This window comes from Agromyces sp. NSFZ (assembly GCF_056156205.1).
In genome coordinates this window covers 2,341,591-2,363,381 of record NZ_CM149585.1, presented here as the reverse complement: position 1 = coordinate 2,363,381, position 21,791 = coordinate 2,341,591, and the positions used below count along the sequence as shown (strand labels likewise).

General features: G+C 70.4%; 19 protein-coding genes. 8 read left to right on the top strand and 11 right to left on the bottom strand.

The window, feature by feature from the left end; genetic code table 11:
• Window positions 1-111: 111 nt before the first annotated feature.
• Genes pgl through tkt form a run of 6 tightly spaced genes read right to left on the bottom strand, consistent with a single transcriptional unit; the run spans window position 112 to window position 8,223 of the window.
• Window positions 112-882, bottom strand: coding sequence for a 6-phosphogluconolactonase (pgl, locus tag ACVFI9_RS11095; RefSeq protein ID WP_474762287.1), 771 nt, complete (start codon window positions 880-882; stop codon window positions 112-114).
• Entirely contained in the window at window positions 879-1,838 is a 960-nt protein-coding gene (locus ACVFI9_RS11090) for a glucose-6-phosphate dehydrogenase assembly protein OpcA (RefSeq protein ID WP_474762286.1), read from the bottom strand. Before ACVFI9_RS11090 ends, pgl begins: the two co-directional genes overlap by 4 nt.
• Complete coding sequence (gene zwf, locus ACVFI9_RS11085) at window positions 1,835-3,376, bottom strand: glucose-6-phosphate dehydrogenase (RefSeq protein WP_474762285.1); 1,542 nt, start codon at window positions 3,374-3,376, stop codon at window positions 1,835-1,837. Before zwf ends, ACVFI9_RS11090 begins: the two co-directional genes overlap by 4 nt.
• 14 nt (window positions 3,377-3,390) lie before the next feature.
• On the bottom strand, window positions 3,391-4,995 hold the full coding sequence (locus ACVFI9_RS11080) for a glucose-6-phosphate isomerase (protein ID WP_474762284.1): 1,605 nt from the start codon (window positions 4,993-4,995) through the stop codon (window positions 3,391-3,393).
• Window positions 4,992-6,104 carry a transaldolase gene (tal, locus tag ACVFI9_RS11075; protein WP_474762283.1) on the bottom strand — a complete coding sequence of 371 codons (1,113 nt, stop codon included), beginning with the start codon at window positions 6,102-6,104 and terminating at the stop codon, window positions 4,992-4,994. Before tal ends, ACVFI9_RS11080 begins: the two co-directional genes overlap by 4 nt.
• A gap of 25 nt (window positions 6,105-6,129) precedes the next feature.
• A complete protein-coding gene (tkt, locus tag ACVFI9_RS11070; protein ID WP_474762282.1) occupies window positions 6,130-8,223 on the bottom strand; it encodes a transketolase in 2,094 nt (697 codons plus the stop codon).
• A gap of 324 nt (window positions 8,224-8,547) precedes the next feature.
• On the opposite strand from tkt, the gene ACVFI9_RS11065 reads away from it, so the two are divergent.
• Window positions 8,548-9,468, top strand: coding sequence for a heme o synthase (locus ACVFI9_RS11065; RefSeq protein ID WP_474762281.1), 921 nt, complete (start codon window positions 8,548-8,550; stop codon window positions 9,466-9,468).
• A 41-nt stretch (window positions 9,469-9,509) separates the two neighbouring features.
• Here ACVFI9_RS11065 and ACVFI9_RS11060 read toward each other — a convergent pair whose 3' ends face one another.
• Window positions 9,510-9,779 carry a hypothetical protein gene (locus tag ACVFI9_RS11060; RefSeq protein WP_474762280.1) on the bottom strand — a complete coding sequence of 90 codons (270 nt, stop codon included), beginning with the start codon at window positions 9,777-9,779 and terminating at the stop codon, window positions 9,510-9,512.
• Window positions 9,780-9,916: 137 nt separating this feature from the next.
• On the opposite strand from ACVFI9_RS11060, the gene ACVFI9_RS11055 reads away from it, so the two are divergent.
• Window positions 9,917-12,814 carry a helix-turn-helix transcriptional regulator gene (locus tag ACVFI9_RS11055; RefSeq protein ID WP_474762279.1) on the top strand — a complete coding sequence of 966 codons (2,898 nt, stop codon included), beginning with the start codon at window positions 9,917-9,919 and terminating at the stop codon, window positions 12,812-12,814.
• Window positions 12,815-12,839: 25 nt separating this feature from the next.
• Here ACVFI9_RS11055 and ACVFI9_RS11050 read toward each other — a convergent pair whose 3' ends face one another.
• A complete protein-coding gene (locus ACVFI9_RS11050; protein ID WP_474762278.1) occupies window positions 12,840-13,781 on the bottom strand; it encodes a COX15/CtaA family protein in 942 nt (313 codons plus the stop codon).
• A 249-nt stretch (window positions 13,782-14,030) separates the two neighbouring features.
• Here ACVFI9_RS11050 and sufB point away from each other — a divergent pair, with 249 nt between their 5' ends.
• The 5 genes from sufB to ACVFI9_RS11025 are packed head-to-tail and all read left to right on the top strand — an operon-like array spanning window position 14,031 to window position 18,117.
• Window positions 14,031-15,449, top strand: coding sequence for a Fe-S cluster assembly protein SufB (sufB, locus tag ACVFI9_RS11045; protein ID WP_474762277.1), 1,419 nt, complete (start codon window positions 14,031-14,033; stop codon window positions 15,447-15,449).
• 3 nt (window positions 15,450-15,452) lie between these two features.
• Window positions 15,453-16,634, top strand: a complete 1,182-nt coding sequence (gene sufD, locus ACVFI9_RS11040; protein WP_474762276.1) for a Fe-S cluster assembly protein SufD — start codon at window positions 15,453-15,455, stop codon at window positions 16,632-16,634.
• Between the two features lies 1 nt (window position 16,635).
• Window positions 16,636-16,962 carry a non-heme iron oxygenase ferredoxin subunit gene (locus ACVFI9_RS11035; protein ID WP_474762275.1) on the top strand — a complete coding sequence of 109 codons (327 nt, stop codon included), beginning with the start codon at window positions 16,636-16,638 and terminating at the stop codon, window positions 16,960-16,962.
• A 54-nt stretch (window positions 16,963-17,016) separates the two neighbouring features.
• The gene (gene sufC / locus ACVFI9_RS11030; RefSeq protein ID WP_474762274.1) at window positions 17,017-17,778 is read left to right on the top strand and encodes a Fe-S cluster assembly ATPase SufC; all 762 of its coding nucleotides are present in this window, start codon (window positions 17,017-17,019) and stop codon (window positions 17,776-17,778) included.
• Window positions 17,779-17,787: 9 nt separating this feature from the next.
• Window positions 17,788-18,117 (top strand): metal-sulfur cluster assembly factor, encoded by a 330-nt coding sequence (locus ACVFI9_RS11025; protein ID WP_474762273.1) that lies wholly within the window; start codon window positions 17,788-17,790, stop codon window positions 18,115-18,117.
• Between the two features lie 38 nt (window positions 18,118-18,155).
• Here ACVFI9_RS11025 and ACVFI9_RS11020 read toward each other — a convergent pair whose 3' ends face one another.
• Entirely contained in the window at window positions 18,156-20,207 is a 2,052-nt protein-coding gene (locus ACVFI9_RS11020) for a M3 family metallopeptidase (RefSeq protein WP_474762272.1), read from the bottom strand.
• 68 nt (window positions 20,208-20,275) lie between these two features.
• Here ACVFI9_RS11020 and ACVFI9_RS11015 point away from each other — a divergent pair, with 68 nt between their 5' ends.
• Complete coding sequence (locus ACVFI9_RS11015; RefSeq protein WP_474762271.1) at window positions 20,276-21,109, top strand: class I SAM-dependent methyltransferase; 834 nt, start codon at window positions 20,276-20,278, stop codon at window positions 21,107-21,109.
• Here ACVFI9_RS11015 and ACVFI9_RS11010 read toward each other — a convergent pair whose 3' ends face one another.
• Complete coding sequence (locus tag ACVFI9_RS11010) at window positions 21,110-21,334, bottom strand: hypothetical protein (RefSeq protein WP_474762270.1); 225 nt, start codon at window positions 21,332-21,334, stop codon at window positions 21,110-21,112.
• Window positions 21,334-21,780, bottom strand: a complete 447-nt coding sequence (locus ACVFI9_RS11005) for a GNAT family N-acetyltransferase (RefSeq protein WP_474762269.1) — start codon at window positions 21,778-21,780, stop codon at window positions 21,334-21,336. The genes ACVFI9_RS11010 and ACVFI9_RS11005 overlap by 1 nt, the downstream gene beginning before the upstream one ends.
• Between the last annotated feature and the right edge of the window lie 11 nt (window positions 21,781-21,791).

Sequence of the window (21,791 nt, the reverse complement as noted above, 5' to 3'; positions counted from 1 at the left end):
CGAACCCGCCGGGTTCGAAGACGGGGGCCAGCCATTCGGCTGGCCCCCGTCGTCGTCGGTCGATGGCAGCGTCACCGCCGCTCGACGTGCCCGGCTCGACTCGGTCGGGGATCAGTCGTCGCGCGAGATGAGTGCCTCGGGCACCTCGGCCGCGGCATCCGCGTCGATGAAGAACACCGTGCGACGGCGTCCCTTGATGCCCGCAACGGGCACCTCGTCGCGACTGGCTCCGGCGAGGGCGAGGCCGAGCGCCGAGGCCTTGTCGGCGCCGGCCAGCACCAGCCAGACGCGCTGCGACGAGTTGAGCACCGGGCGGGTGAGGCTGAGGCGCTCCGGCGGCGGCTTCGGCGAATTGCGCACCGGGATCACCGTGCGATCGGTGACCTGGATGTCCGAGCGGTGCGGGAAGAGCGAGGCGATGTGCCCGTCGGGACCGACGCCGAGGAACGTGATGTCGAAGATCGGATGCGGGAGCCCGTCGACGCCGTGCTTCGAGAGTTCGGACGCGTAGGCGTCGACGGCGTCGTCGAGCGACAGTCCGGCGTCGGATGCCGGGAACGGATGCACGTTCTCGTCGGGCACGTCGAGGTCGTCGAGGAGTGCCTCCTGCGCCTGCCGGTCGTTGCGCTCGGCATCGCCGGCGGGCACCCAGCGTTCGTCACCCCACCAGAAGTGCACGCGCGACCAGTCGATGGAGGTCCGAGCGGGCGACGCGGCGACGGCCTCGAGCACGGCGGAACCCATGGAGCCGCCCGTGAGCACGACGTGGGCGACGGCCTGCGCGTCGAGGATGTCGAGCATCTTCGTGATGAACCGCGCGGCGACGGAACTTGCCAACGACGCCTTGTCGGGATGGACGAGCACGCGTCGTTCACTGGTCATGCAGGGACTCCCTCGGCCTCCGTGGCATCGAGGAGCGCGAGACCCCTCGTGATCACTTCACCGTACAACTCATCGGGGTCGAGGCGGCGGAGTTCGTCGGCGAGGCAGTCGCGGAGGCTGCGGCGGGGGAGCGCCAGGTCGTGCACTGGCTGGCCCGGCTGCCGGAGGGTGGCCACGCCGGGCACGTCGCGGACGAGCTCGATCGCGCCGCCGTCGCGCTCGAGGCGCACGCCGTGGATGCCGTGGGATGCGCCGTCGACGCTCGTGAGCACGCAGGTGCTCCGGGCCTCGAGCTGCAGGCGCAGCCAGGCGGCCAGCAGCGTCGTCGACGGCGAGTCGATGGCGCCGGTCACGCGCACCGCGGTGACGGGTTCATAGGGCGGCTGGTCGAGCACCGCCGCGAGCTGCGCCCGCCACAGGGTGAGCCTCGTCCACGCGAAGTCGGCGTCGCCGGGGCGGTAGCTCTCGGCGAGGGCGTGCAGCGCGGCCTGCGGGTCGGGCTGCGTCGAGGCATCCGTGATCCGGCGGTGCGCGATGCGGCCGAGCGGCGCCTCCGCCGGAATGGCGGGCGCCCTGCCCGGCCACCAGGTGACGACGGGGGCATCCGGAAGCAGCAGGCCCATCACGAGGCTCTCCTCGTCGAGCGCGGCATCGCCGCAGACCCGGAGCACGATCACCTCGCTCGCACCCGCGTCGCCGCCCACGCGGATCTCGGCGTCGAGCCGCGAGGGCACGTCGGGGGCCTGGCCGGGGTCGGTCGACACCACGATGACGCGCATCGGATGCTCCCGCGAGGCGTCGTTCGCGGCCTCGATCGCCTCCTCCTCGCCGTTCGGGGCGGTGGCGATCACGAGGGTCAGCACGCGGCCGAGGGCGACGACGCCGCCCTCCTCCCGGATCTTCACGAGCGTCTTCGAGATCTGGCTCGTGGTGGTGTCGGGCAGGTCGACGATCATGGGCGTCTCCAGCTTCGTCCGTCGCGGGCGAGCAGTTCGTCCGCCGATTCGGGTCCCCAGGTGCCGGGCCGGTACTGCTCGGGGCGGCCCTGCGTGGCCCAGAACTCCTCGATCGGGTCGAGGATCTTCCAGGAGAGCTCGACCTCCTCCTGGCGCGGGAAGAGCGGCGGGTCGCCGAGGAGGACGTCGAGGATGAGCCGCTCGTAGGCCTCGGGGCTCGCCTCGGTGAAGGCGTGACCGTAGCCGAAGTCCATCGTGACGTCGCGCACCTGCATGCCCGCGCCCGGCACCTTCGACCCGAACCGGATCGTCACGCCCTCGTCGGGCTGCACACGGATCACGAGCGCGTTCTGGCCGAGCTCCGAGGTCTGGCTGTCGGCGAACACCTGCTGTGGCGCGCGCTTGAAGACGACCGCGATCTCGGTCACCCGCCGGCCGAGGCGCTTGCCCGCCCGGAGGTAGAAGGGCACGCCCGCCCACCGCCTGGTGCCGATCGTGAGCTTCACGGCGGCGTACGTCTCGGTGGTCGATTCGGGGTTCATCCCGTCTTCGTCGAGGAAGCCGACGACCTTCTCACCACCCTGCCAGCCACCCGAGTACTGCCCGCGCGCCGTACCGGTGGCGAGGTCGTCGGGCAGCCGCACGGCCGCGAGGATCTTCTCCTTCTCGGCGCGCAGGTCGCCGGCCTCGAACGAGATCGGCTCCTCCATCGCGGTGAGCGCGAGCAGCTGCAGCAGGTGGTTCTGGATGACGTCGCGTGCCGCGCCGATGCCGTCGTAGTAGCCCGCGCGACCGCCGACGCCGATGTCCTCGGCCATCGTGATCTGCACGTGGTCGACGTAGTTGGCGTTCCAGATGGGCTCGTAGAGCTGGTTCGCGAACCGGAGCGCCAGGATGTTCTGGACCGTCTCCTTGCCGAGGTAGTGGTCGATGCGGAACACCGAGTCGGGTGGGAACACCGACGCGACGACGTCGTTCAACTCGCGGGCCGACTGCAGGTCCGAGCCGAACGGCTTCTCGATGACGACACGCCGCCACTGGTCGCCGTGCTGCTCGGTGAGCCCCGAGCGCTTGAGCTGCTCGGTGACGAGGGGGAACGACTTCGGGGGGATCGACAGGTAGAACGCGTGGTTGCCCATCGTGCCGCGTTCCCGGTCGAGCTCCTCGACGACCGCGTGCAGGCGATCGAACGCGGCGTCGTCGTCGAAGTCGCCCTGCACGAAGCGGATGCCCCGGGCGAGCTGCTTCCACACGTCCTCACGGAACTCGGTCCGGGCGTACTGCTTGACCGAGTCGTGCACGACCTGCTCGAAGTCCTCGTCTTCCCAGTCGCGACGGGCGAACCCGACGAGGGCGAAGCCCGGAGGGAGGAGCCCGCGATTCGCGAGGTCGTAGACCGCCGGCATCAGCTTCTTGCGGGAGAGGTCGCCCGTCACGCCGAAGATGATGAGGCTCGATGGCCCTGCGATGCGATTGAGGCGGTAGTCCTTCGGCGAACGCAGCGGGTTGTGCTGCGCGGTGATTGCTGCGGGAGCCATGAGTCCTCCCTCGATCAGCCCACGGCGTCGAACAGGGTCGCGATGTTCGCGGCCGGGTCCGTGAGGGTGAGCGTCAGCACGGGCCGGCCGTGCTCGGCGAGCACGCTCGCGTCGCCGGAGGCCTGGGCGGCGATGAGCTCGCCGAAGGTGAACGGCCGCTCGGGAATCGCGAGGTCGACGGCCGGCACCTCCGTGATCTGCAGGAACACGCCGACCGCCGGGCCGCCCTTGTGGAACTGGCCGGTCGAGTGCAGGAACCGCGGTCCCCATCCGAAGGTGACGGGCCGGCCGGCGCGCGCGGCGAGCGCGTCACGCAGCTGCGCCAACTCGGGGTGGGCCACGCGGTCGACGTACGCCTGCACCGACAGGTAGCCGTTCGGCGGCAGCTCCTCGAGCAGCACGTCGATCGCCGAGGCGAGGTCGCTCGAGGCGCCGATGACGTCGGGCGTGCCGCGCACCTCGATGCCGTCGGCCACGAAGGCCGCCGGGGCGGGCTCGGGCCGGGCGTCGAGCAGGCCGCGTGCGGCGATCTTCGCCGACTCGACGTCGGGCTGGTCGAACGGGTTGATGCCGAGCAGGCGCCCGGCGACCGCGGTGGCGTACTCCCAGACCAGGAGCTGCGCGCCGAGCGTGCCGGAGACGCGGATGTCGCCCGAGACGTCGTCGACGAAGATGTCGTCGCCGGCGTCGTCGACGAGGCGCACGAGCTGCACGTCGGGAAGGCCGGCGGCGAGTTCGGGGGCATCCGCCTCGAGCACGACGGGGAGGATGCCGGTGCCCTCCTTGCCCGTGGACTCGGCGATGAGCTGCTCGGCCCAGTCGGCGAAGCCGACGATGTGCGTGCCGTCGGCGACGATGGCGAGCTTGTCGCGCAGCGGCGTCGTGGCGGCGATGGCGGCGCCGAGGATGAGCCCGGGGTTCCCGTCGGTGTCGGTGGCGAGGGAGAGCTCGATCGTCTCCGCCTCGTCGAGGATCTCGGAGATGTCGACGCCGGCGAGACCCGACGGCACGAGGCCGAACGCGGTCAGCGCGGAGTACCGGCCGCCGACCGTGGGGTCGGCATTGAACACTCGGTAGCCCGCGGCGCGGGCCGACTCGTCGAGCGGCGAACCCGGGTCGGTGACGACGATGATGCGGGTCGCGGGGTCGATGCCGGCGTCGCGGAAAGCCTGCTCGTACACGCGTCGCTGGCTGTCGGTCTCGACCGTGGAACCCGACTTCGACGACACGACGAGCGCGCTCGATGCGAGCCGGTCGGCGAGGGCCGCACGCACCTGGCCCGGCTCGGTCGAATCGAGCACCGTGAGCTCGACGCGCGCGGTGCGCGTGATGACCTCGGGCGCGAGCGAGGATCCGCCCATGCCGGCGAGCACGATGTGGTCGACGCCGTCGGCCTCGAGCTGTTCGCGGAGCGCCTCGATCTCGGCGACCAGCGGGCGCGAGACGGCCACGGCCTCGGTCCAGCCGAGGCGCTTCGCGGACTCCTCCTCGGCGGCCGGACCCCAGAGCGAGGCATCCTGCCCGGTGATGCCGCTCGCGACGAGGTCGCCGACGAGCTGCGGCACCACCCGGCGGACGGCCTCGGCGGCGGGGCCGCTGACCGAGATGCGGAAGCTCATCGGGCCGCCTCCAGCGCGCCGCGCACGGTCTCCAGCAGTTCCTTCCACGAGACGATGAACTTCTCGACGCCCTCGCGCTCGAGCACCGCCGTCACGTCGTCGAAGTCGACGCCGACGCGTGCGAGCGCGTCGAGCACGCCGCGAGCGTCGCCGTAGGCGCCGGTGACGGTGTCACCAGTGATGACGCCGTGGTCGAAGGTCGCCTCGAGCGTCTTCTCGGGCATCGTGTTGACGACGCCGGGAGCGACGAGTTCGGTGATGTAGAGGGTGTCGGGCAGCGACGGGTCCTTGACCCCGGTCGAGGCCCACAGCGGACGCTGGCGGTGCGCGCCCTCGTCGAGCAGGGCGGACGCGCGCTCGGAGGCGAACTCCGAGACGTAGAGCTCGTACGCCAGGCGCGCGTTCGCGATGCCGGCCTTGCCCTTCAGCGCCAGGGCCTCGTCGGTGCCGATCCCACCGAGGCGCTTGTCGACCTCGGTGTCGACGCGCGACACGAAGAAGGAGGCGACGGAGTGGATCGTCGAGAGGTCGATGCCGGCGGCCTTGGCCTGCTCGAGCCCGGTCAGGTACGCGTCGATGACCTGGCGGTACCGTTCGAGGCTGAAGATGAGCGTGACGTTGACGCTGATGCCTGCGGCGATGGCGGCCGTGATCGCGGGGAGGCCGGCGAGCGTCGCGGGGATCTTGATCATGACGTTCGGCCGGTCGACCTTGTCCCAGAGGCGGTGCGCCTCGGCGATGGTCGCCTCGGTGTCGTGTGCGAGGTCGGGGGAGACCTCGATCGAGACGCGTCCGTCGTAGCCGTCGGTGGTGTCGTAGACCGGACGGAAGAGGTCGGCCGCGTCGCGCACGTCGTCGGTGGTCGTCTCGAACACCGCCGTGTCGACGTCCGCGCCGGCGCCGGCGAGGGCGTGCAGCTGCTCGGTGTAGCCCTCGCCCTTCGCGAGGGCGCCGGCGAAGATCGTGGGGTTGGTGGTGACGCCGACGACGTTGCGCTCGGCGATCAGTCGAGCGAGACCGCCCGAGGTGATGCGCTCGCGCGAGAGGTCGTCGAGCCAGATGCTCACGCCGGCGGCCGACAGCGCGGCGGTGGGGGAGGTGGTGGTCATGGGTGTTGTCTCCTTCGTGCGCGCGTCAGTTGGACGCGAGCGTCTCCTTCGCGGCGGCGACGACGGCGTCGGTGGTGATGCCGAACTCGCGGAACAGGGTCTTGTAGTCGGCGGAGGCGCCGAAGTGCTCGATCGACACGCTCCGGCCGCGGTCGCCGACGTATCGCTGCCAGGACAGCGCGACGCCGGCCTCGACGGACACGCGGGCGGTCACCGAGGCGGGCAGCACGGACTCGCGGTACGCGGCATCCTGCTCCTCGAACCACTCGAGGCTCGGGGCCGAGACGACGCGCGCCTGGATGCCCTCGGCGGCGAGCGCCTCGCGGGCGGCGACGGCCAGCTGCACCTCGGAGCCCGTGGCGATGAGGATGACCTCGGGCGTGCCCGACGGCGCCTCTGCGAGCACGTACGCACCGCGCGCGAGCCCGGCGGCGGAGGCGAGGGTGTCACCGGATGCCTCGCCGTCGCCGCGCTCGAACACCGGGATGTCCTGGCGGGTGAGCGCGATGCCGACGGGGGCGTCGCGGCGCTTCAGGATCTCGAGCCAGGCCTGCGCGACCTCGTTCGCGTCGGCGGGCCGCACGACGGTGAAGCCCGGGATGGCGCGGAGCGTCGCGAGCTGCTCGATGGGCTGGTGGGTGGGGCCGTCCTCGCCGAGGGCGACCGAGTCGTGCGTCCACACGAAGATCGACGGCACCTTCATGAGTGCCGCGAGCCGCACTGCGGGGCGCATGTAGTCGCTGAAGATGAGGAACGTGCCGCCGAACGGGCGGGTCCTGCCGTGCAGCACGATGCCGTTCACGATCGCACCCATGGCGTGCTCGCGGATGCCGAAGTGGAGCACCCGGCCGTAGGGGTTGCCGCTGAACTCGTGCGTCGAGTGCTCGGCGGGGATGAACGAGGGGGCTCCGTTGATCGTGGTGAGGTTCGACTCCGCGAGGTCGGCGGAGCCGCCCCAGAACTCGGGCAGCAGGCCGGCGAGGGCGTTGATGACCTTGCCGGATGCCGCGCGCGTCGAGACCTCGGTGCCGCCCTCGAAGCTCGGCAGCACGGCCTCGATGCCTTCGGGGAGCTCGCCGGCCTCGAGGCGATCGAGGAGCGCCTTGCGCTCGGGGTTGGCCTCGGCCCAGGCGTCGAAGCCGACCTGCCACTCGGCGCGTGCGGCCGCGCCGCGCTCGCGTGCGGCGCGGGTGTGCTCGAGGATGTCGTCGGCGACCACGAAGTTCTGCTCGGGGTCGAAGCCGAGCACCTCCTTGGTGGCGGCGAGCTCGGCGGCGCCGAGGGCGGAGCCGTGGATCTTGCCGGTGTTCTGCTTGCCGGGGCTCGGCCAGCCGATGATGGTCTTCAGGATGATGATCGAGGGCTTCGTGGTCTCGCCCTTGGCGGCCTCGATCGCACGGTGCAGCTCGGCGACGTCTTCGACGTACGCGCCGGTCTTCTTCCAGTCGACGGTCTGCACGTGCCAGCCGTAGGCGGCGTACCGCTCGGCGACGTTCTCGGTGAACGCGATGTTCGTGTCGTCCTCGATGGAGATCTGGTTCGAGTCGTAGATGACGACGAGGTTGCCGAGCTGCTGATGGCCGGCGAGGGAGGATGCTTCGCTCGTCACTCCCTCCTGCAGGTCGCCGTCGCCCGCGATGACGTAGACGAAGTGGTCGAACGGGCTCGTGCCGGCCGGGGCATCCGGATCGAACAGGCCGCGCTCGAAACGGGCCGCATAGGCGAACCCGACCGCGGAGGCGAGGCCCTGGCCGAGCGGGCCGGTGGTGATCTCGACGCCGTCGGTGTGGCCGTACTCGGGGTGGCCGGGCGTCTTCGAGCCCCACGTGCGGAGCGCCTCGAGGTCGTCGAGCTCGAGGCCGTCGCCGGCGAGGAAGAGCTGCACGTACTGCGTCAGCGAGGAGTGGCCGGCGGAGAGGATGAACCGGTCGCGGCCGAGCCAGGCGTGGTCGGCCGGGTCTCGGCGCATCACCTTCTGGAACAGGAGGTATGCGGCGGGCGCGAGGCTCATCGCGGTGCCGGGGTGCCCGTTGCCGACCTTCTCGACGGCGTCGGCCGCGAGCACGCGCGCCGTGTCGACCGCTCGATCGTCGATGGGTTCCCACTGCAGAGTTGCCACGAGGTGCTGTTCCTTCCGATCGTGACGGCGTCGGGAACCGTCGGGCCCGACCCGCCGAGGACGTTGCGGCGCATTCCGCCAGGCGGCGGATTCGGCCGGGAACGTGTACGAAGGACGCCCGGTGGATCGAACCCGCGGTAGCCGGGCGCGCATTCCTCAAGTATATGGATGCGGGTGCACTCTATGACGGGCCGTGACTCACACGCTAGTCCGCGAGATGTGAGGCGGAAAGCGCCTTCCGGCAGTGGCCCGGGCGGGCATGACCTAGAATCGTGTGGGGTCGCGCGGAGTCTGGCCGAACGTGCCGCGCCCGGAAGAGGAACGATGCAGGCAGCCGTACACACCCGTGAGTCGCGCCCGCCCATGACGGTGCGGCGCAAGCTCGCCGCCTACGTCGCACTCACGAAGCCCCGGGTCATCGAGTTGCTGCTCGTCGTCACGGCGCCCACCATGATCCTCGCCCAGAACGGCCTGCCCGACCTGTGGCTCCTCATCGCGACGCTCATCGGCGGGGCCATGAGCGCGGGTTCGGCCGGGGCGTTCAACTGCTACATCGACCGCGACATCGACCGGGTGATGAAGCGCACGCAGGGACGCCCGCTCGTCACCGGAGAGCTCACCGATCGCGAGGCGATCGTCTTCGCCTACGGCCTGGGCGCGGCATCCATCGTCTGGCTCTGGGTCTTCACGAACTGGCTCGCCGCGCTGCTCTCGCTCGCCGCGATCCTCCTGTACGTCGTCTTCTACAGCCTCATCCTCAAGCGCCGCACCGCGCAGAACATCGTCTGGGGCGGCATCGCGGGCTGCATGCCGGTGCTCATCGGCTGGGCGGCGGTGACCGAGAGCCTCACGTGGGCGCCGTTCATCCTGTTCCTGATCATCTTCCTCTGGACGCCGCCGCACTACTGGCCGCTGTCGATGAAGTACCGCGACGACTACGCCGCGGCCGGCGTTCCGATGCTCGCGGTCGTGCGCGGTCGTGCGCAGGTCGGCCTGCAGGTCATCCTCTACGCGTGGGCGACCGTCGCGTGCTCGCTCCTGCTCATCCCCGTCGCGGGCATGGGGCTCGTGTACTCGACCGTGGCCTTCGTGACGGGCGCGTGGTTCATCTACGAGACGCACCGCCTCTACAACCTCGCGATCCGGCACGAGCAGGTCTCGCCGATGCGCGTGTTCCACGGTTCGATCGTGTACCTCTCGCTGCTGTTCCTCGCGGTCGGCGTCGACCCGCTGCTGCCGTTCTGAGCCGGGTCGGCGGCCGGGGAACCGGCCGCCGACCGAGGCGCTCATCGACCAGAGCGCTCGCGCTCGAGGTGGAGACGACGAAGGTTCATGTCGTCGTCGACGTCGTCGACATCCTGAGTCGCATCGCAGACGCCTGCAGGTGCTCGATCGCGGATCCAGGCGGCGGTGGTGCACACCTGCGTGTTGGCGATGCCCTCCTTCTCGACGTTGGTGACCGTCTTGGCGTCCTCGGAGCCCTGGTTGCAGCCGACCAGCGTCAGCGTCAGGGCGGCGATCAGGGCTGAGGCGCCGACGGTGCGTACGGTGTTCATCATGCTTCCTTCCATCTGATCTTCGGTGCGAACAGGTCCACGATCGGATGCGTCGACGGACGCCGAATCGGAGACGACCCCTGAGATCGGGGCCGAAAGACCTGATATCCGCTGCGGAGCGGTGCCAGACTGTGATGGTGGCCGTGCCACCCGAGCAGTCGTCGCACGTGTTCGTGGGACGGGAACGTGAACTCGGGACCATCAGGAAGCTCCTCGACCGATCGCAGGGCGGGGAGGCGCAGACGCTCGTCGTGTCGGGCGATGCGGGCGTCGGCAAGACGGCCCTCGTGGCGCGAGCGTGCTCGGACGGGAGCGGCGCGCTCACGATGTTCGGGGCGTGCCTTCCGCTGACCTCCATGGCGATCCCGCTGCTCCCGGTCCGGTCCGCGGTGCGCGCCGTGGACGAGAGCGTCGAGGGGTTGCGTCTCGGCGACCTCGATGACGACGAGCGCGACGTCACCGTCCGCTTCGACGACTGGCTCGACCGACGATGTCGTCTCTCCCCGGTCGTGCTCGTGATCGACGACGTGCAGTGGGCCGATCGCTCGACGCTCGATGCACTCATGTACGTCATCGCCGGTCCGGCCCGACGATCGCTCGCCGTCATCGTGACGCTCCGGGCGGGAGAGGTCGGCCTGGGGCACCCGCTGTCGCGCTGGCTGGCCGATGTCCGCCGCCTTCCGCGCACGTCCGAGCTCGTGCTCCGGCCGTTCGACCGCGCGGGGACCGCCGACCAGATCCAGGCGCTGCTCGGTGCGGTGCCGCACCAGTCGCTGATCGACGACGTGCACGGCAGGACCCGAGGCAATCCGTTCTTCACCCGGTTGATGGTTGGGAGCCTGCCGGCCGGGTCGCGTGCGGCACCCGCCTCGTTCGCGGTCGATCTGGGATCCGCCGTGCTGCAGTCGTGGCTCCGCGTCCCGCGGGAGACGCAACGGCTCGCTGCCGTGCTCGCCGTGGGCGGTGTCGCGATGCGTGCAGGGCAACTGGCGGAGGTCCTCGGGGACGCGGCCTCCGTGGATGCGATCCGGTCGCACCTCGCGGAGGCCGTCGACTCGGGCACGCTCGACGTGCTCGAGGATGGCTCCTACTGGTTCCGCCACCCGATGCATGCCGAGGTGCTGGCCGCGTCCATGGGCGAAGACGAACGTCGGGAATGGCACACCCGCTTCGGCGACGTGCTCGAGGCGGGGCTCACCCGACCTGCCGCCGCGGCGTCCGTGATCGCGATCGCCGACCATCGCCACAGCGCCGGTGACGTGGGTGCGGCATTCCACTGGGCGCTGCGTGCCGCCGGCGCGGCCGCCGATGCCGGCGGTCGTGCGGAGGAGCTGCGCCTCCTTCGGCGCGCCGTCGACCTCCGGTCCTCGGTGCCCGACGCCGAGCCTCCGCTCGAGGACCTGCTCCATCGCCTCCGTCGAGCGGCCGCGGAGGCGGGCGCCACGGCGGACGAGCTCGAGGCCGTCGAGATGCTGCTCGCCCGGGCGGACGCAACCGACCGGCTCGCGGCCGCCGAGCTGCGGGTCCGTCGGATGCACCTGCGCTTCATGCGGGGGCTCTCCTTCATCGAGGTCGGCGAGATGGAGGAGGCCGTCCGGCTCGCGTCCGTGGATTCGACGAGCCCCGAGTTCGCGCTCTCACTCGCGGAGCTGGCGCACGCGCAGCTGTGGAGCGGCGACCGGCGGGCACGCCCACACGCACGCCGGGCGATGGAGGTCGCCCGGGCGACGGGCGATCCACGAGCCCTGTCGATCGCACTCACCGCCGGTTCCATGGCCGCGACCTTCGACGAGGACACCGCTGAGGCCGTCGAGCTTGCGGGGGAGGCGCTGGCGCCTGCGCTGGAGGCCCACGACTGGTTGGCGTACGTGCACGCCGCCATGTGGGAGGCGAACGCCGTCGAGACCTGGGCCAGCGCGGCATACGCTTCGCGGATGCAGGACCGTCGGCTGGAGCTCGAGGCGCATGGCGGGCCGCACGCCTACATCGCGTGGCTGTCGGCGGCGGAGGCCCTCTCGCACCTGACGAGCGGCGCGTGGCGCGAAGCCGACGCACGGCTCCGCGTCGCCCTCGGGGCGGATCCGGGACCGCTCGGCGACGTGGAGGCTCGGCTCGCGGCGGCTCGTCTCGCGACGCTGCAAGGTCGGCAGCGTGAGGCGGAGGACCATGTGCTCCGTGTCGAGGAGCTCGTCGTCGACGGATCGGCGTTCCTGGCGCTGAACTTCGACGCCGTGCGGGCGGAAGTGCGGCTCGGCGCCGGTGATGCCGTGGGGGCCTACGACGCCGCTCTCGCCGGCCCGGTCGACCGGGGGAATCCGCCGACGATGGCGGAATGGCTGCTTCCGTTCGCCGCGCGGGCACTCGCTGATCGCGCACAGGCCGCGAGGGATGCCGGCGAATCCGTCGAACCGGTGCTCGCGACCTTGGATGCCCTCGTCGAGCGGATCCCCCACGTGATCGTGGACAGCGGGTGGTGGACGGAGCTCATGCGGCGGCAGAACGGCGCGCTCGAGGCGATCTACATCGCGGAGCGCGCTCGCGCCCGCGTGGCGCCCGACGCTGCAGACGCCTGGTCGATCGCCGCAGAGGAGTGCGGGGCGGCACGGCTGCCCTGGGAGGAGGCCTACGCGCGTTGGCGTGCGGCCGAGGCGCTGCTCGGGCGAGGGCACGACCGTCAGGCCGGTGTCGGCATGCTCCGGCGAGGACTCACCCTGGCGCGGTCGCTCGGCGCGCGCCCGATCGAGCACGAACTGCGCGATCTGGCCGCCCGGGCGAGGGTGCCGGTCGCGGAGCCCGAGCCCGTGGCATCCGCGATCCCGGCCGCGCCGTCCGGGCTGACCGACCGTGAGCGCGAGGTGCTCGCCCTCATCGCGGTCGGCCGCACCTACGCCGAGATCGCGCGGACGCTGATGATCAGCGAGAAGACCGTGAGCACGCACGTCTCGCATCTGCTCGCGAAGACGGGCAGCGCGAATCGCGTCGAGCTCGCCCGGCTGGTGCATCGTGTGACCCACGACCTCGAGACGTCGGGCTAACGGAACTCCACCGGTACCCGACGCCTCATGCCTCGACGGATGCCGCGAGTTCCGCCCCATCGCTCGAGGCGGCGGTGCCGGCCGGGCGCTTCAGCCGCAGCACGACGACGGTCATCGTTGCGGCGGTGAGCGCCGCGAGCACCATGTGCACGCCGACGGCGAGCGGGGGCAGGCCGCTGCGTGCCTGGTAGAGGCCCACGGCGATCTGGACGATCACGACGCCGAGCAGGGTCAGCAGCCAGGGCAGCGGGCGCAGGCGCTTCATCGCGGCCCACGTCACGAGCGTGGCGAGCAGGGCGCCGAGCAGGTATCCGGGCCACGCGTGGACATGCGCGAGCAGGCTCGCGTCGACGCCGGTGCGCACGACGTCCTCGTCACCCGAGTGCGGGCCGGAGGCGGTGGTCACGACGCCGACGAACACGGTGATCGCGAGCACGAGGCTGGTGACGTGGGTCAGGATCGCGAACGGCTTCGGGACCGCGATCGTGCGTGGGCCGGCGGACTCGCCCATTCGCGCGAGGAACGCGGCGGTGAGGCACACGATGACGACCGAGACCGTGTAGTGGAAGCCGACGAGCACGGCCGCGAGCTCCTGCCAGACCACGAAGGCGCCCACGAGCGCCTGGACGACGACGAGCACCAGGACCGGCGCGGCCAGCACGAACAGGTCGCGGCGTTCGCGCCGGATGCGCCAGACGAAGACGACGACGAGGATGGCGGCGAGCAGCAGCGGCCCGCTGATCGTGCGGTTCGCGAACTCGATCACGCCGTGGATGCCGAGCTCGGGGGTCGGCGTGAGCGATCCGGGCACGCACACGGGCCAGTCGCTGCATCCGAGGCCCGACCCGGTGAGCCGAACGGCGCCGCCCGTCGCGATGATGAGCACGTTCAGCAGGAAGGAGAGCCACGCGACGACCCGCACGCGGCGGTCGATGCGGTCGGGCAGCCACTCGGTGAAGCGATTCACGCTCGTCGGTCCTGATCCGGGTCGGACTGTGACGGCACTGGGAGGTCGGCCCAGCCGTCGGTGCGACCCTATAGACTTGATGGGTTGGAGATGCCGCGAGGCGCGCGTCGTGCGCGATGCGGGTTCCCAGCCATCTTAGGTTCGCACTGGAGCCACCCGCACATCATCACCCACTCACCGAGCACCTCGACTCGCGAGGGGAATGAGCCGGACTGATAGCCGGTCGCACGGGAGGAGAAGAGGGAGAGCATGACGGATGTACTGATCGACCGCCCAGAACTGGAAGGACTCGGCAAGTACGAGTTCGGCTGGGCCGATTCCGACGTCGCGGGGGCCTCGGCCCGGCGCGGGTTGTCGCAGGAGGTGGTCGCCGACATCTCCAGGCTGAAGGACGAGCCCGAATGGATGCTCCAGCGCCGCCTTCGCGCGCTGCAGCTGTTCGAGCGCAAGCCCATGCCGACGTGGGGCGCAGACCTCTCCGAGATCGACTTCGACAACATCAAGTACTTCGTCCGTTCCACCGAGAAGCAGGCCCAGACCTGGGAAGACCTGCCAGACGACATCAAGAACACCTACGAGCGCCTCGGCATCCCCGAGGCCGAGCGCCAGCGCCTCGTCGCCGGCGTCGCCGCCCAGTACGAGTCCGAGGTGGTCTACCACCAGATCAACGAGGAGCTCGAGCGCCAGGGTGTCATCTTCATGGACACCGATACGGCGCTGAAGGAGCATCCCGAGTTCTTCGAGGAGTACTTCGGCACGGTCATCCCGGCCGGCGACAACAAGTTCGCGGCGCTCAACACGTCGGTCTGGTCGGGCGGCTCCTTCGTCTACGTGCCGAAGGGCGTGCACGTCGAGATCCCGTTGCAGGCCTACTTCCGCATCAACACCGAGAACATGGGCCAGTTCGAGCGCACGCTGATCATCGCCGACGAGGGCAGCTACGTGCACTACATCGAGGGCTGCACCGCCCCGATCTACAAGAGCGACTCGCTGCACTCCGCGGTGGTCGAGATCATCGTGAAGAAGAACGCCCGTGTGCGCTACACGACGATCCAGAACTGGTCGAACAACGTGTACAACCTGGTGACCAAGCGCGCCACCGCCGCCGAGGGCGCCACCATGGAGTGGGTCGACGGCAACATCGGCTCGAAGGTCACGATGAAGTACCCGTCGATCTTCCTCATGGGCGAGCACGCCAAGGGCGAGACGCTCTCGGTCGCCTTCGCCGGCCCGGGCCAGCACCAGGACGCCGGCGCGAAGATGATCCACATGGCGCCGTACACGCAGTCCTCGATCGTCTCGAAGTCGATCGCCCGCGGCGGCGGCCGTGCCGGGTACCGCGGCGAGGTGAGGGTCGACGCGAACGCCCACCATGCGGCGAACACGGTGCGCTGCGACGCGCTGCTCGTCGACACCATCTCACGCTCCGACACCTACCCGGCCATCGACATCCGGGTCGACGACGTGCACCTCGGCCACGAGGCGACCGTCTCGAAGGTGAGCGAGGAGCAGCTGTTCTACCTCATGTCGCGCGGGATCCCCGAAGACGAGGCCATGGCGATGATCGTGCGCGGGTTCATCGAGCCCATCGCGCGCGAACTGCCGATGGAATACGCGATGGAACTCAACAAGCTCATCGAGATGGGCATGGAAGGATCGGTCGGCTAGGAGATGACCGACACCATGCAGAGCACCGCCATGCCCACCGCCGAGCAGCACGGCTTCCGACCCCACTCCGACGGCGCCTTCGTGCCCGTGCAGACGCGCTCCGAGCGGTTCCGCTCGGTGAACGTCGACGACTTCGAGCCGGTGAACGGCCGCGAGCACGAGTGGAAGTACTCACCGGTCGCGGTCTTCGCGGACCTCACCTCCGGCGAACTCGACGGCTCGCGCGTCGAGGTGGAGGCGCCGGATGTCGCGGGCGTCGACGTCTCGTGGATTCCCCGCGACGACGCCCGCATCGGCAGGGCCGGAGTCCCCGAGGAGCGTGCCGCCGCCAACGCGTGGAGCTCCTTCGACGAGGCGCTGCTCGTCACCGTCACCGGCGAAGACGAGAAGACCGTCACCGTCACCCGCGACGGACTCGGCGCGACGCCGCGCGCCGCGCACACCGTGATCGAAGCCGCCCCCAACAGCCGCGGCCTCGTCGTGCTCCGCGGCGCGGGCGACGCGCGCCTCAGCGAGAACGTCGAGATCGTGGTCGGCGAAGGCGCATCCCTCACCGTCGTCTCCCTCCAGGAGTGGAGCGACGACGCGGTGCACCTCGCGAGCCACTTCGCGCGCCTCGGCCGCGACTCGTTCCTCAAGCACATCGTCGTCTCGCTCGGCGGCAGGGTCGTGCGGGTGAACCCGTCGACGCACCTCGCCGAGCAGGGCTCCGACGTCGAAGCGCTCGGGCTCTACTTCGCCGACGCCGGACAGCACCTCGAGCAGCAGGTCTTCGTGCACCACGACGCCCCGCACACCCGTTCGCGCGTGACCTACAAGGGTGCGCTGCAGGGCGAGGGCGCGCGCACCGTGTGGATCGGCGACGTGCTCATCGGCAACTCCGCCGTCGGTACCGACAGCTACGAGCAGAACCGCAACCTCGTGCTCACCGACGGCACTCGCGCCGATTCGGTGCCGAATCTCGAGATCGAGACCGGCGACATCGAGGGGGCGGGGCACGCGAGCGCGACCGGTCGTTTCGACGACGAGCAGCTGTTCTACCTCATGGCGCGCGGGATTCCCGAAGCGGAGGCGCGCCGCCTCGTGGTCCGCGGGTTCCTCACCGAGATCGTCCAGAAGATCGGCTCGCCCGAGCTCGAGGAGCGACTGAACGTCGCGCTCGAGGCCGAGCTGCAGGGGAGCTGACGTGGCATCCGTACGTGTCTGCGCGATCGACGACCTCGGCGTGAACGAGGCGGCGCGCTTCGTCCTCGACGGCGTGCCGATCGCGGTCGTGAAAGATGCCGCCGGCGAGATCTACGCCATCGGCGACACCTGCACCCACGGCGACATCTCCCTCTCCGAGGGATTCGTCGAGGACGACACGCTCGAGTGCTGGGCCCACGGCTCCAAGTTCTCCCTGAAGACGGGCAAGCCGCTCACGCTTCCCGCGTACGAGCCCGTCCCGGTCTACCAGGTCGAGCTCAAGGACGGCGACGTCCACATCGACCCCACGGTCAAGCTGGCCGTCTGATTCATCCGCTCCGGTCAGCGCACGGCCGGCAACCGAAAGAGATCAACCATCACCATGTCCGTACTCGAGATCAAGAACCTGCACGTCAACGTCGAGACCGATCAGGGCACCCGTGAGATCCTGCGCGGCGTCGACCTCGTCATCAACGAGGGTGAGATCCACGCCGTCATGGGCCCCAACGGCTCCGGCAAGTCGACGCTCGCCTACACGATCGCCGGTCACCCCAAGTACAAGGTCACCGAGGGCGAGATCCTCCTCGACGGCGAGAACGTGCTCGACATGACGGTCGACGAGCGAGCCCGCGCGGGTCTCTTCCTCGCGATGCAGTACCCCGTCGAGATCCCCGGCGTCACGGTCACGAACTTCCTGCGCACCGCGAAGACCGCGATCGACGGCGCCGCACCCTCGGTCCGCACCTGGGTCAAGGACGTTCGCACCTCCATGTCGAACCTCCGCATGGACTCGAACTTCGCCGAGCGCAACGTCAACGAGGGCTTCTCGGGCGGCGAGAAGAAGCGCAACGAGATCCTGCAGCTCGAGCTCCTGAAGCCGCGGTTCGCCGTGCTCGACGAGACCGACTCCGGCCTCGACGTCGACGCGCTGAAGATCGTCTCCGAGGGTGTCAACCGCGCCAAGGAGAACACCGGCCTCGGCATCCTGCTGATCACGCACTACACCCGGATCCTGCGCTACATCCACCCCGACTTCGTGCACGTGTTCGTGGCCGGGAAGATCGCCGAGCAGGGCGGTCCCGAGCTCGCCGAGCGTCTCGAGGAAGAGGGTTACGACCGCTACCTCGAGTCTGCCGCGAAGTAGACTGAACCCATGGTCACCTCACTGGCTCCCGAGCGCTACGACGAGGTCTCAGAGGCGCTCAAGGACGTCATGGACCCCGAACTCGGCGTGAACATCGTCGATCTCGGGCTCATCTACGACCTCGGCTGGGATGACGAGAACGACGCCCTGATCATCCACATGACGCTCACGAGCGCCGGATGCCCCCTCACCGACGTCATCGAGGAGCAGACGGCAGAGGCACTCGACGGCGTCGTCGACGCGTTCCGCATCAACTGGGTGTGGATGCCGCCGTGGGGTCCCGAACGCATCACCGACGACGGCCGGGACATGATGCGCGCCCTCGGGTTCGCGATCTGACTCCCTGAGCCTGTCGAAGGGCAGGGGCATCCGTCGTCTCAGCGATCGAGGAGCCCGTTCCGCCTGAGCAGCGGCTCGACGTCGGCATCGCGTCCGCGGAAGGCGCGGAACGCCTCGAGCGGATCGACGCTGTCGCCGGGCTCGAGGAGCATCCGGCGGAACCGCTCGCCGTTCTCGCGCGTCGCACCGCCGTGCCGCTCGAACCACTCGACGGCGTCGGCGCCCGGCACGTCGCTCCAGATGTACGAGTAGTACCCGGCGTCGTAGCCACCGGCGAACGCGTGGGCGAAGTAGGTGCTCGAGTAGCGCGGTGGCACCAGGTCGTGGTGGAGCCCGGCCGCCGCGAGCGTGCGCCGCTCGAACGCGGCGACGTCGTCGATGGCCGCGGCCTCCTCCTCGGTGAGGCGATGCCATGCCTGGTCGAGCACGGCCGACGCGAGGTACTCGGCCATGGTGAAGCCGGCATTGAAGGTGCGCGAGACGATGAGCCGGTCGACGAGCTGCTGCGGCATCCGCTCGCCCGTCCGGTGGTGCACGGCGTAGCCGTCGACGATCTCGGGCCTGAGCATCCACAGCTCGTTGACCTGGCTCGGGAACTCGACGAAGTCGCGGTACACGTTGGTGCCGGCCTGCGACGGGTAGCGCACCCGTGCGAGGAGGCCGTGCAGGGCGTGACCGAACTCGTGGAACAGGGTCTCGGTCTCGTCGACGGTGAGCAGGGTCGGCTCGCCGGCTCCCGGCTTCGGCACGTTGAGGTGGTTCACCACCACCGGGAGGGTGCCCTCGAGCTCTGACTGCTCGACCAGCGAGCTCATCCACGCGCCACCGCGCTTCGCATCACGCGTGTACGCGTCGAGGAGGTAGAGCCCGACGGGCGCGTCATCCTCGTCGAACACCTCGAAGACCCGCGCATCCGGGTGGTGCGCCACGAGATCGCGCCGCTCGGCGAACCGCAGGCCGTAGAGCAGGGTGGCGGCGCGGAAGACGCCGCCGACGAGCACCCGATCGAGCTCGAGGTACGGTCGGATCTCGCGAAGGTCGAGTCGGTGGCGCTCGGCGCGCACCTGCTCGGCGAGGTACACCCAGTCGGATGCCTCGGGCCGACGGGCCCCGGCGCGGTCGGCTCGCTCCGCGAGCTCGGCCGCCTCCCGCTCGACGTTGCGCATCGTCGGTGCCACGAGCGAGTCGAGGAGTGCGGCGACGGCGTCCGGCGAACCGGCGGTCTCGCCCGCGGCGACCGCCGAGGCGTGGTCGGCGAAGCCGAGGAGGCGGGCCCGCTCGGCGCGGAGGCGCACGATCTCGAGGAGCGTGGCCCGGGTGTCGTGCGGTCCGCCGCGGCATCCGCGGGTTCGTGACGCCGTCAGGACGCGATCGCGCACGTCGGGTCGCTCGAGCACGGCGAGAGCCGGCTGCCCGGTGGGCAGCACGAGCGTGATGAGCCAGCCGGGCAGGCCGCGCGAGGCGGCCGCCTGCCGCGCGGCGGAGCGCGCACCGGCGTCGAGGCCCTCAAGCTCGGCCTCCTCGGTGAGGTGCACCGCGAGGTCGTTGGTGTCGGCGAGGAGGTGCTGCTGGAAGGCGGTCGTGAGCGAGGAGAGCCTCTCGTTGAGCGCGGTCAGCCGCGCGCGCGCCGAAGGGTCGAGTGCGGCGCCCGCCAGCACCGCATCGCGGTGCACGCGTTCGAGGAGGTACGCCTGGTCGGGGTCGAGTCCCAGCTCGTCTCGCGCCGTGTACAGGACGTCGATGCGGGCGAAGAGGCGGGGATCGAGCCGGATCGCATCCCGGTGGGTCGCGAGCCGGGGAGCGAACTCGGTCTCGAGCGCGTCGATGTCGGCGTTCGAGTCCGACGAGCCGGCATTCTCGAACACGGGCAGCACTCGCCGCAGCAGCGCACCGGAGCGCTCGAGCGCGACGAGCGTGTTGTCGAACGTGGGCGCGGCCGCGTCGGTGGCGATGGCCTCGACCTCGGAACGCTGCTCGACCATGCCCGCCTCGATCGCGCTCCGGTAGTGCTCGGGCCGGATGAGCGCGAACAGCGGGAGTCGGTAGGGGAGCGGACTGGGCTCGAGGAACGGGTTCGACGGTGCGGTCACCCGACCACGATAGGACGTCGGTCCCACAGTCGTCAGCGCCGGAGCGGCCGCGGTCGTAGGCTCGGACCATGCAGCCCGAGGACGAGTCCATCGAGATCCCGCGCGCCGAGTCGTATACGCACGGGCACCACGAGAGCGTGCTTCGCTCGCACTCGTGGCGCACCGTCGAGAACTCCGCAGCGTACCTCGCGCCGCACCTCCGCGAGGGCATGCGGGTGCTCGACGTCGGCAGCGGGCCCGGCACCATCACGGTCGACCTCGCCAGACGGGTGCGACCGGGATTCGTGGTGGGCATCGATGCCGCCGCCGACGTCGTCGAGCGGGCAGCGGGCCTCGCCGCGAGCCAGCGAGCGGACAACGTCGAGTTCCGCGTCGGCGACGCGTACGCGCTGCCCTTCGCCGAGGACTCCTTCGACCTCGTGCATGCGCACCAGGTACTGCAGCACCTCGGCAGGCCGATCGACGCGCTCCGCGAGTTCCGTCGGGTGCTGAAGCCCGGTGGACTGCTCGCCGTTCGAGACGTCGATTACGGCGGCGTGCTCTGGAGCCCGGCGTCACCTGGGCTCACGCGTTGGCTCGAGCTCTACCACGACGTGCACGCGGGCAACGGCGGCGAACCCGACGCGGGCCGTCACCTCAAGCGTTGGGTGCGCGAGGCCGGCTTCGCGCACCTCGAGGCGAGCGGATCGACCTGGGTGTTCTCGAGTGACCTCGAGCGCGAATGGTGGGGCGGCGCGTGGGCGGAACGGGCGACCCGGTCGCAGTTCGCGGCCCATGCGATCGAGGCCGGACACTCGAACCGCGACGAACTCGAACGCATCGCGGCGGCGTGGCGCGACTGGGCGGCCGACGAGGACGGCTGGCTGCTCATGCCGCACGGCGAGGTCATCGCCCGGGCGTGATCACCAATCCTCGTCGGCGTCGTGCGCGTCGACGATCGCGTCGCTGATGCGGGTCCCGTCGTCGAGCTCGACGATGGGACGGCCCTCGAGCCACGTGAGCGTCCAGTGCCGGCCCTGAGCGGGGCCGGGGTGCGCCGCCTCGGCCGCGGCGATGCGCGGGCGCAGGTCGGCGGGAACCGATGCCGGGGGCTCGGCGCCGAACTCCCAACGCGTACCGAGTCGCATCAGGCCTCCATCTCGTACATCACCCAGCTCGTGCGCCGCGCCAGGTCGTCGTACAGGCGCTGCGCGTCGACGTTGTCGGCCGCGGTGATCCAGCTCACCCCGCCGGCGCCGACGTCGAGCGATCGCGCGTGCACGAACTCGATGAGCGAGCGCCCAACGCCGTTGCCGCGTGCATCCTCGTTCACGTAGAGGTCGTCGAGGAAGATCCCTCGAGTGGCGCGCAGCGTGTCGGGCACCACCCGGTACTGGGCGAGGCCCACGGGCGTGCCCTCGTCGTCGACGGCGAGCGCCGCCTGCAGCGGGTCGCTCTCGTCACGGATCCACGTCCACACGATGAGCGCCTTCGCGTCGTCGAGCTCGGTCTCGTAGAAGTCGCAGTACGCGGCGAACAGCGGCAACCAGCCGAAGAAGTCGTCGTCGCCCGCCATGCGGATCTCGTGTGCCATCGTGTTCCCCT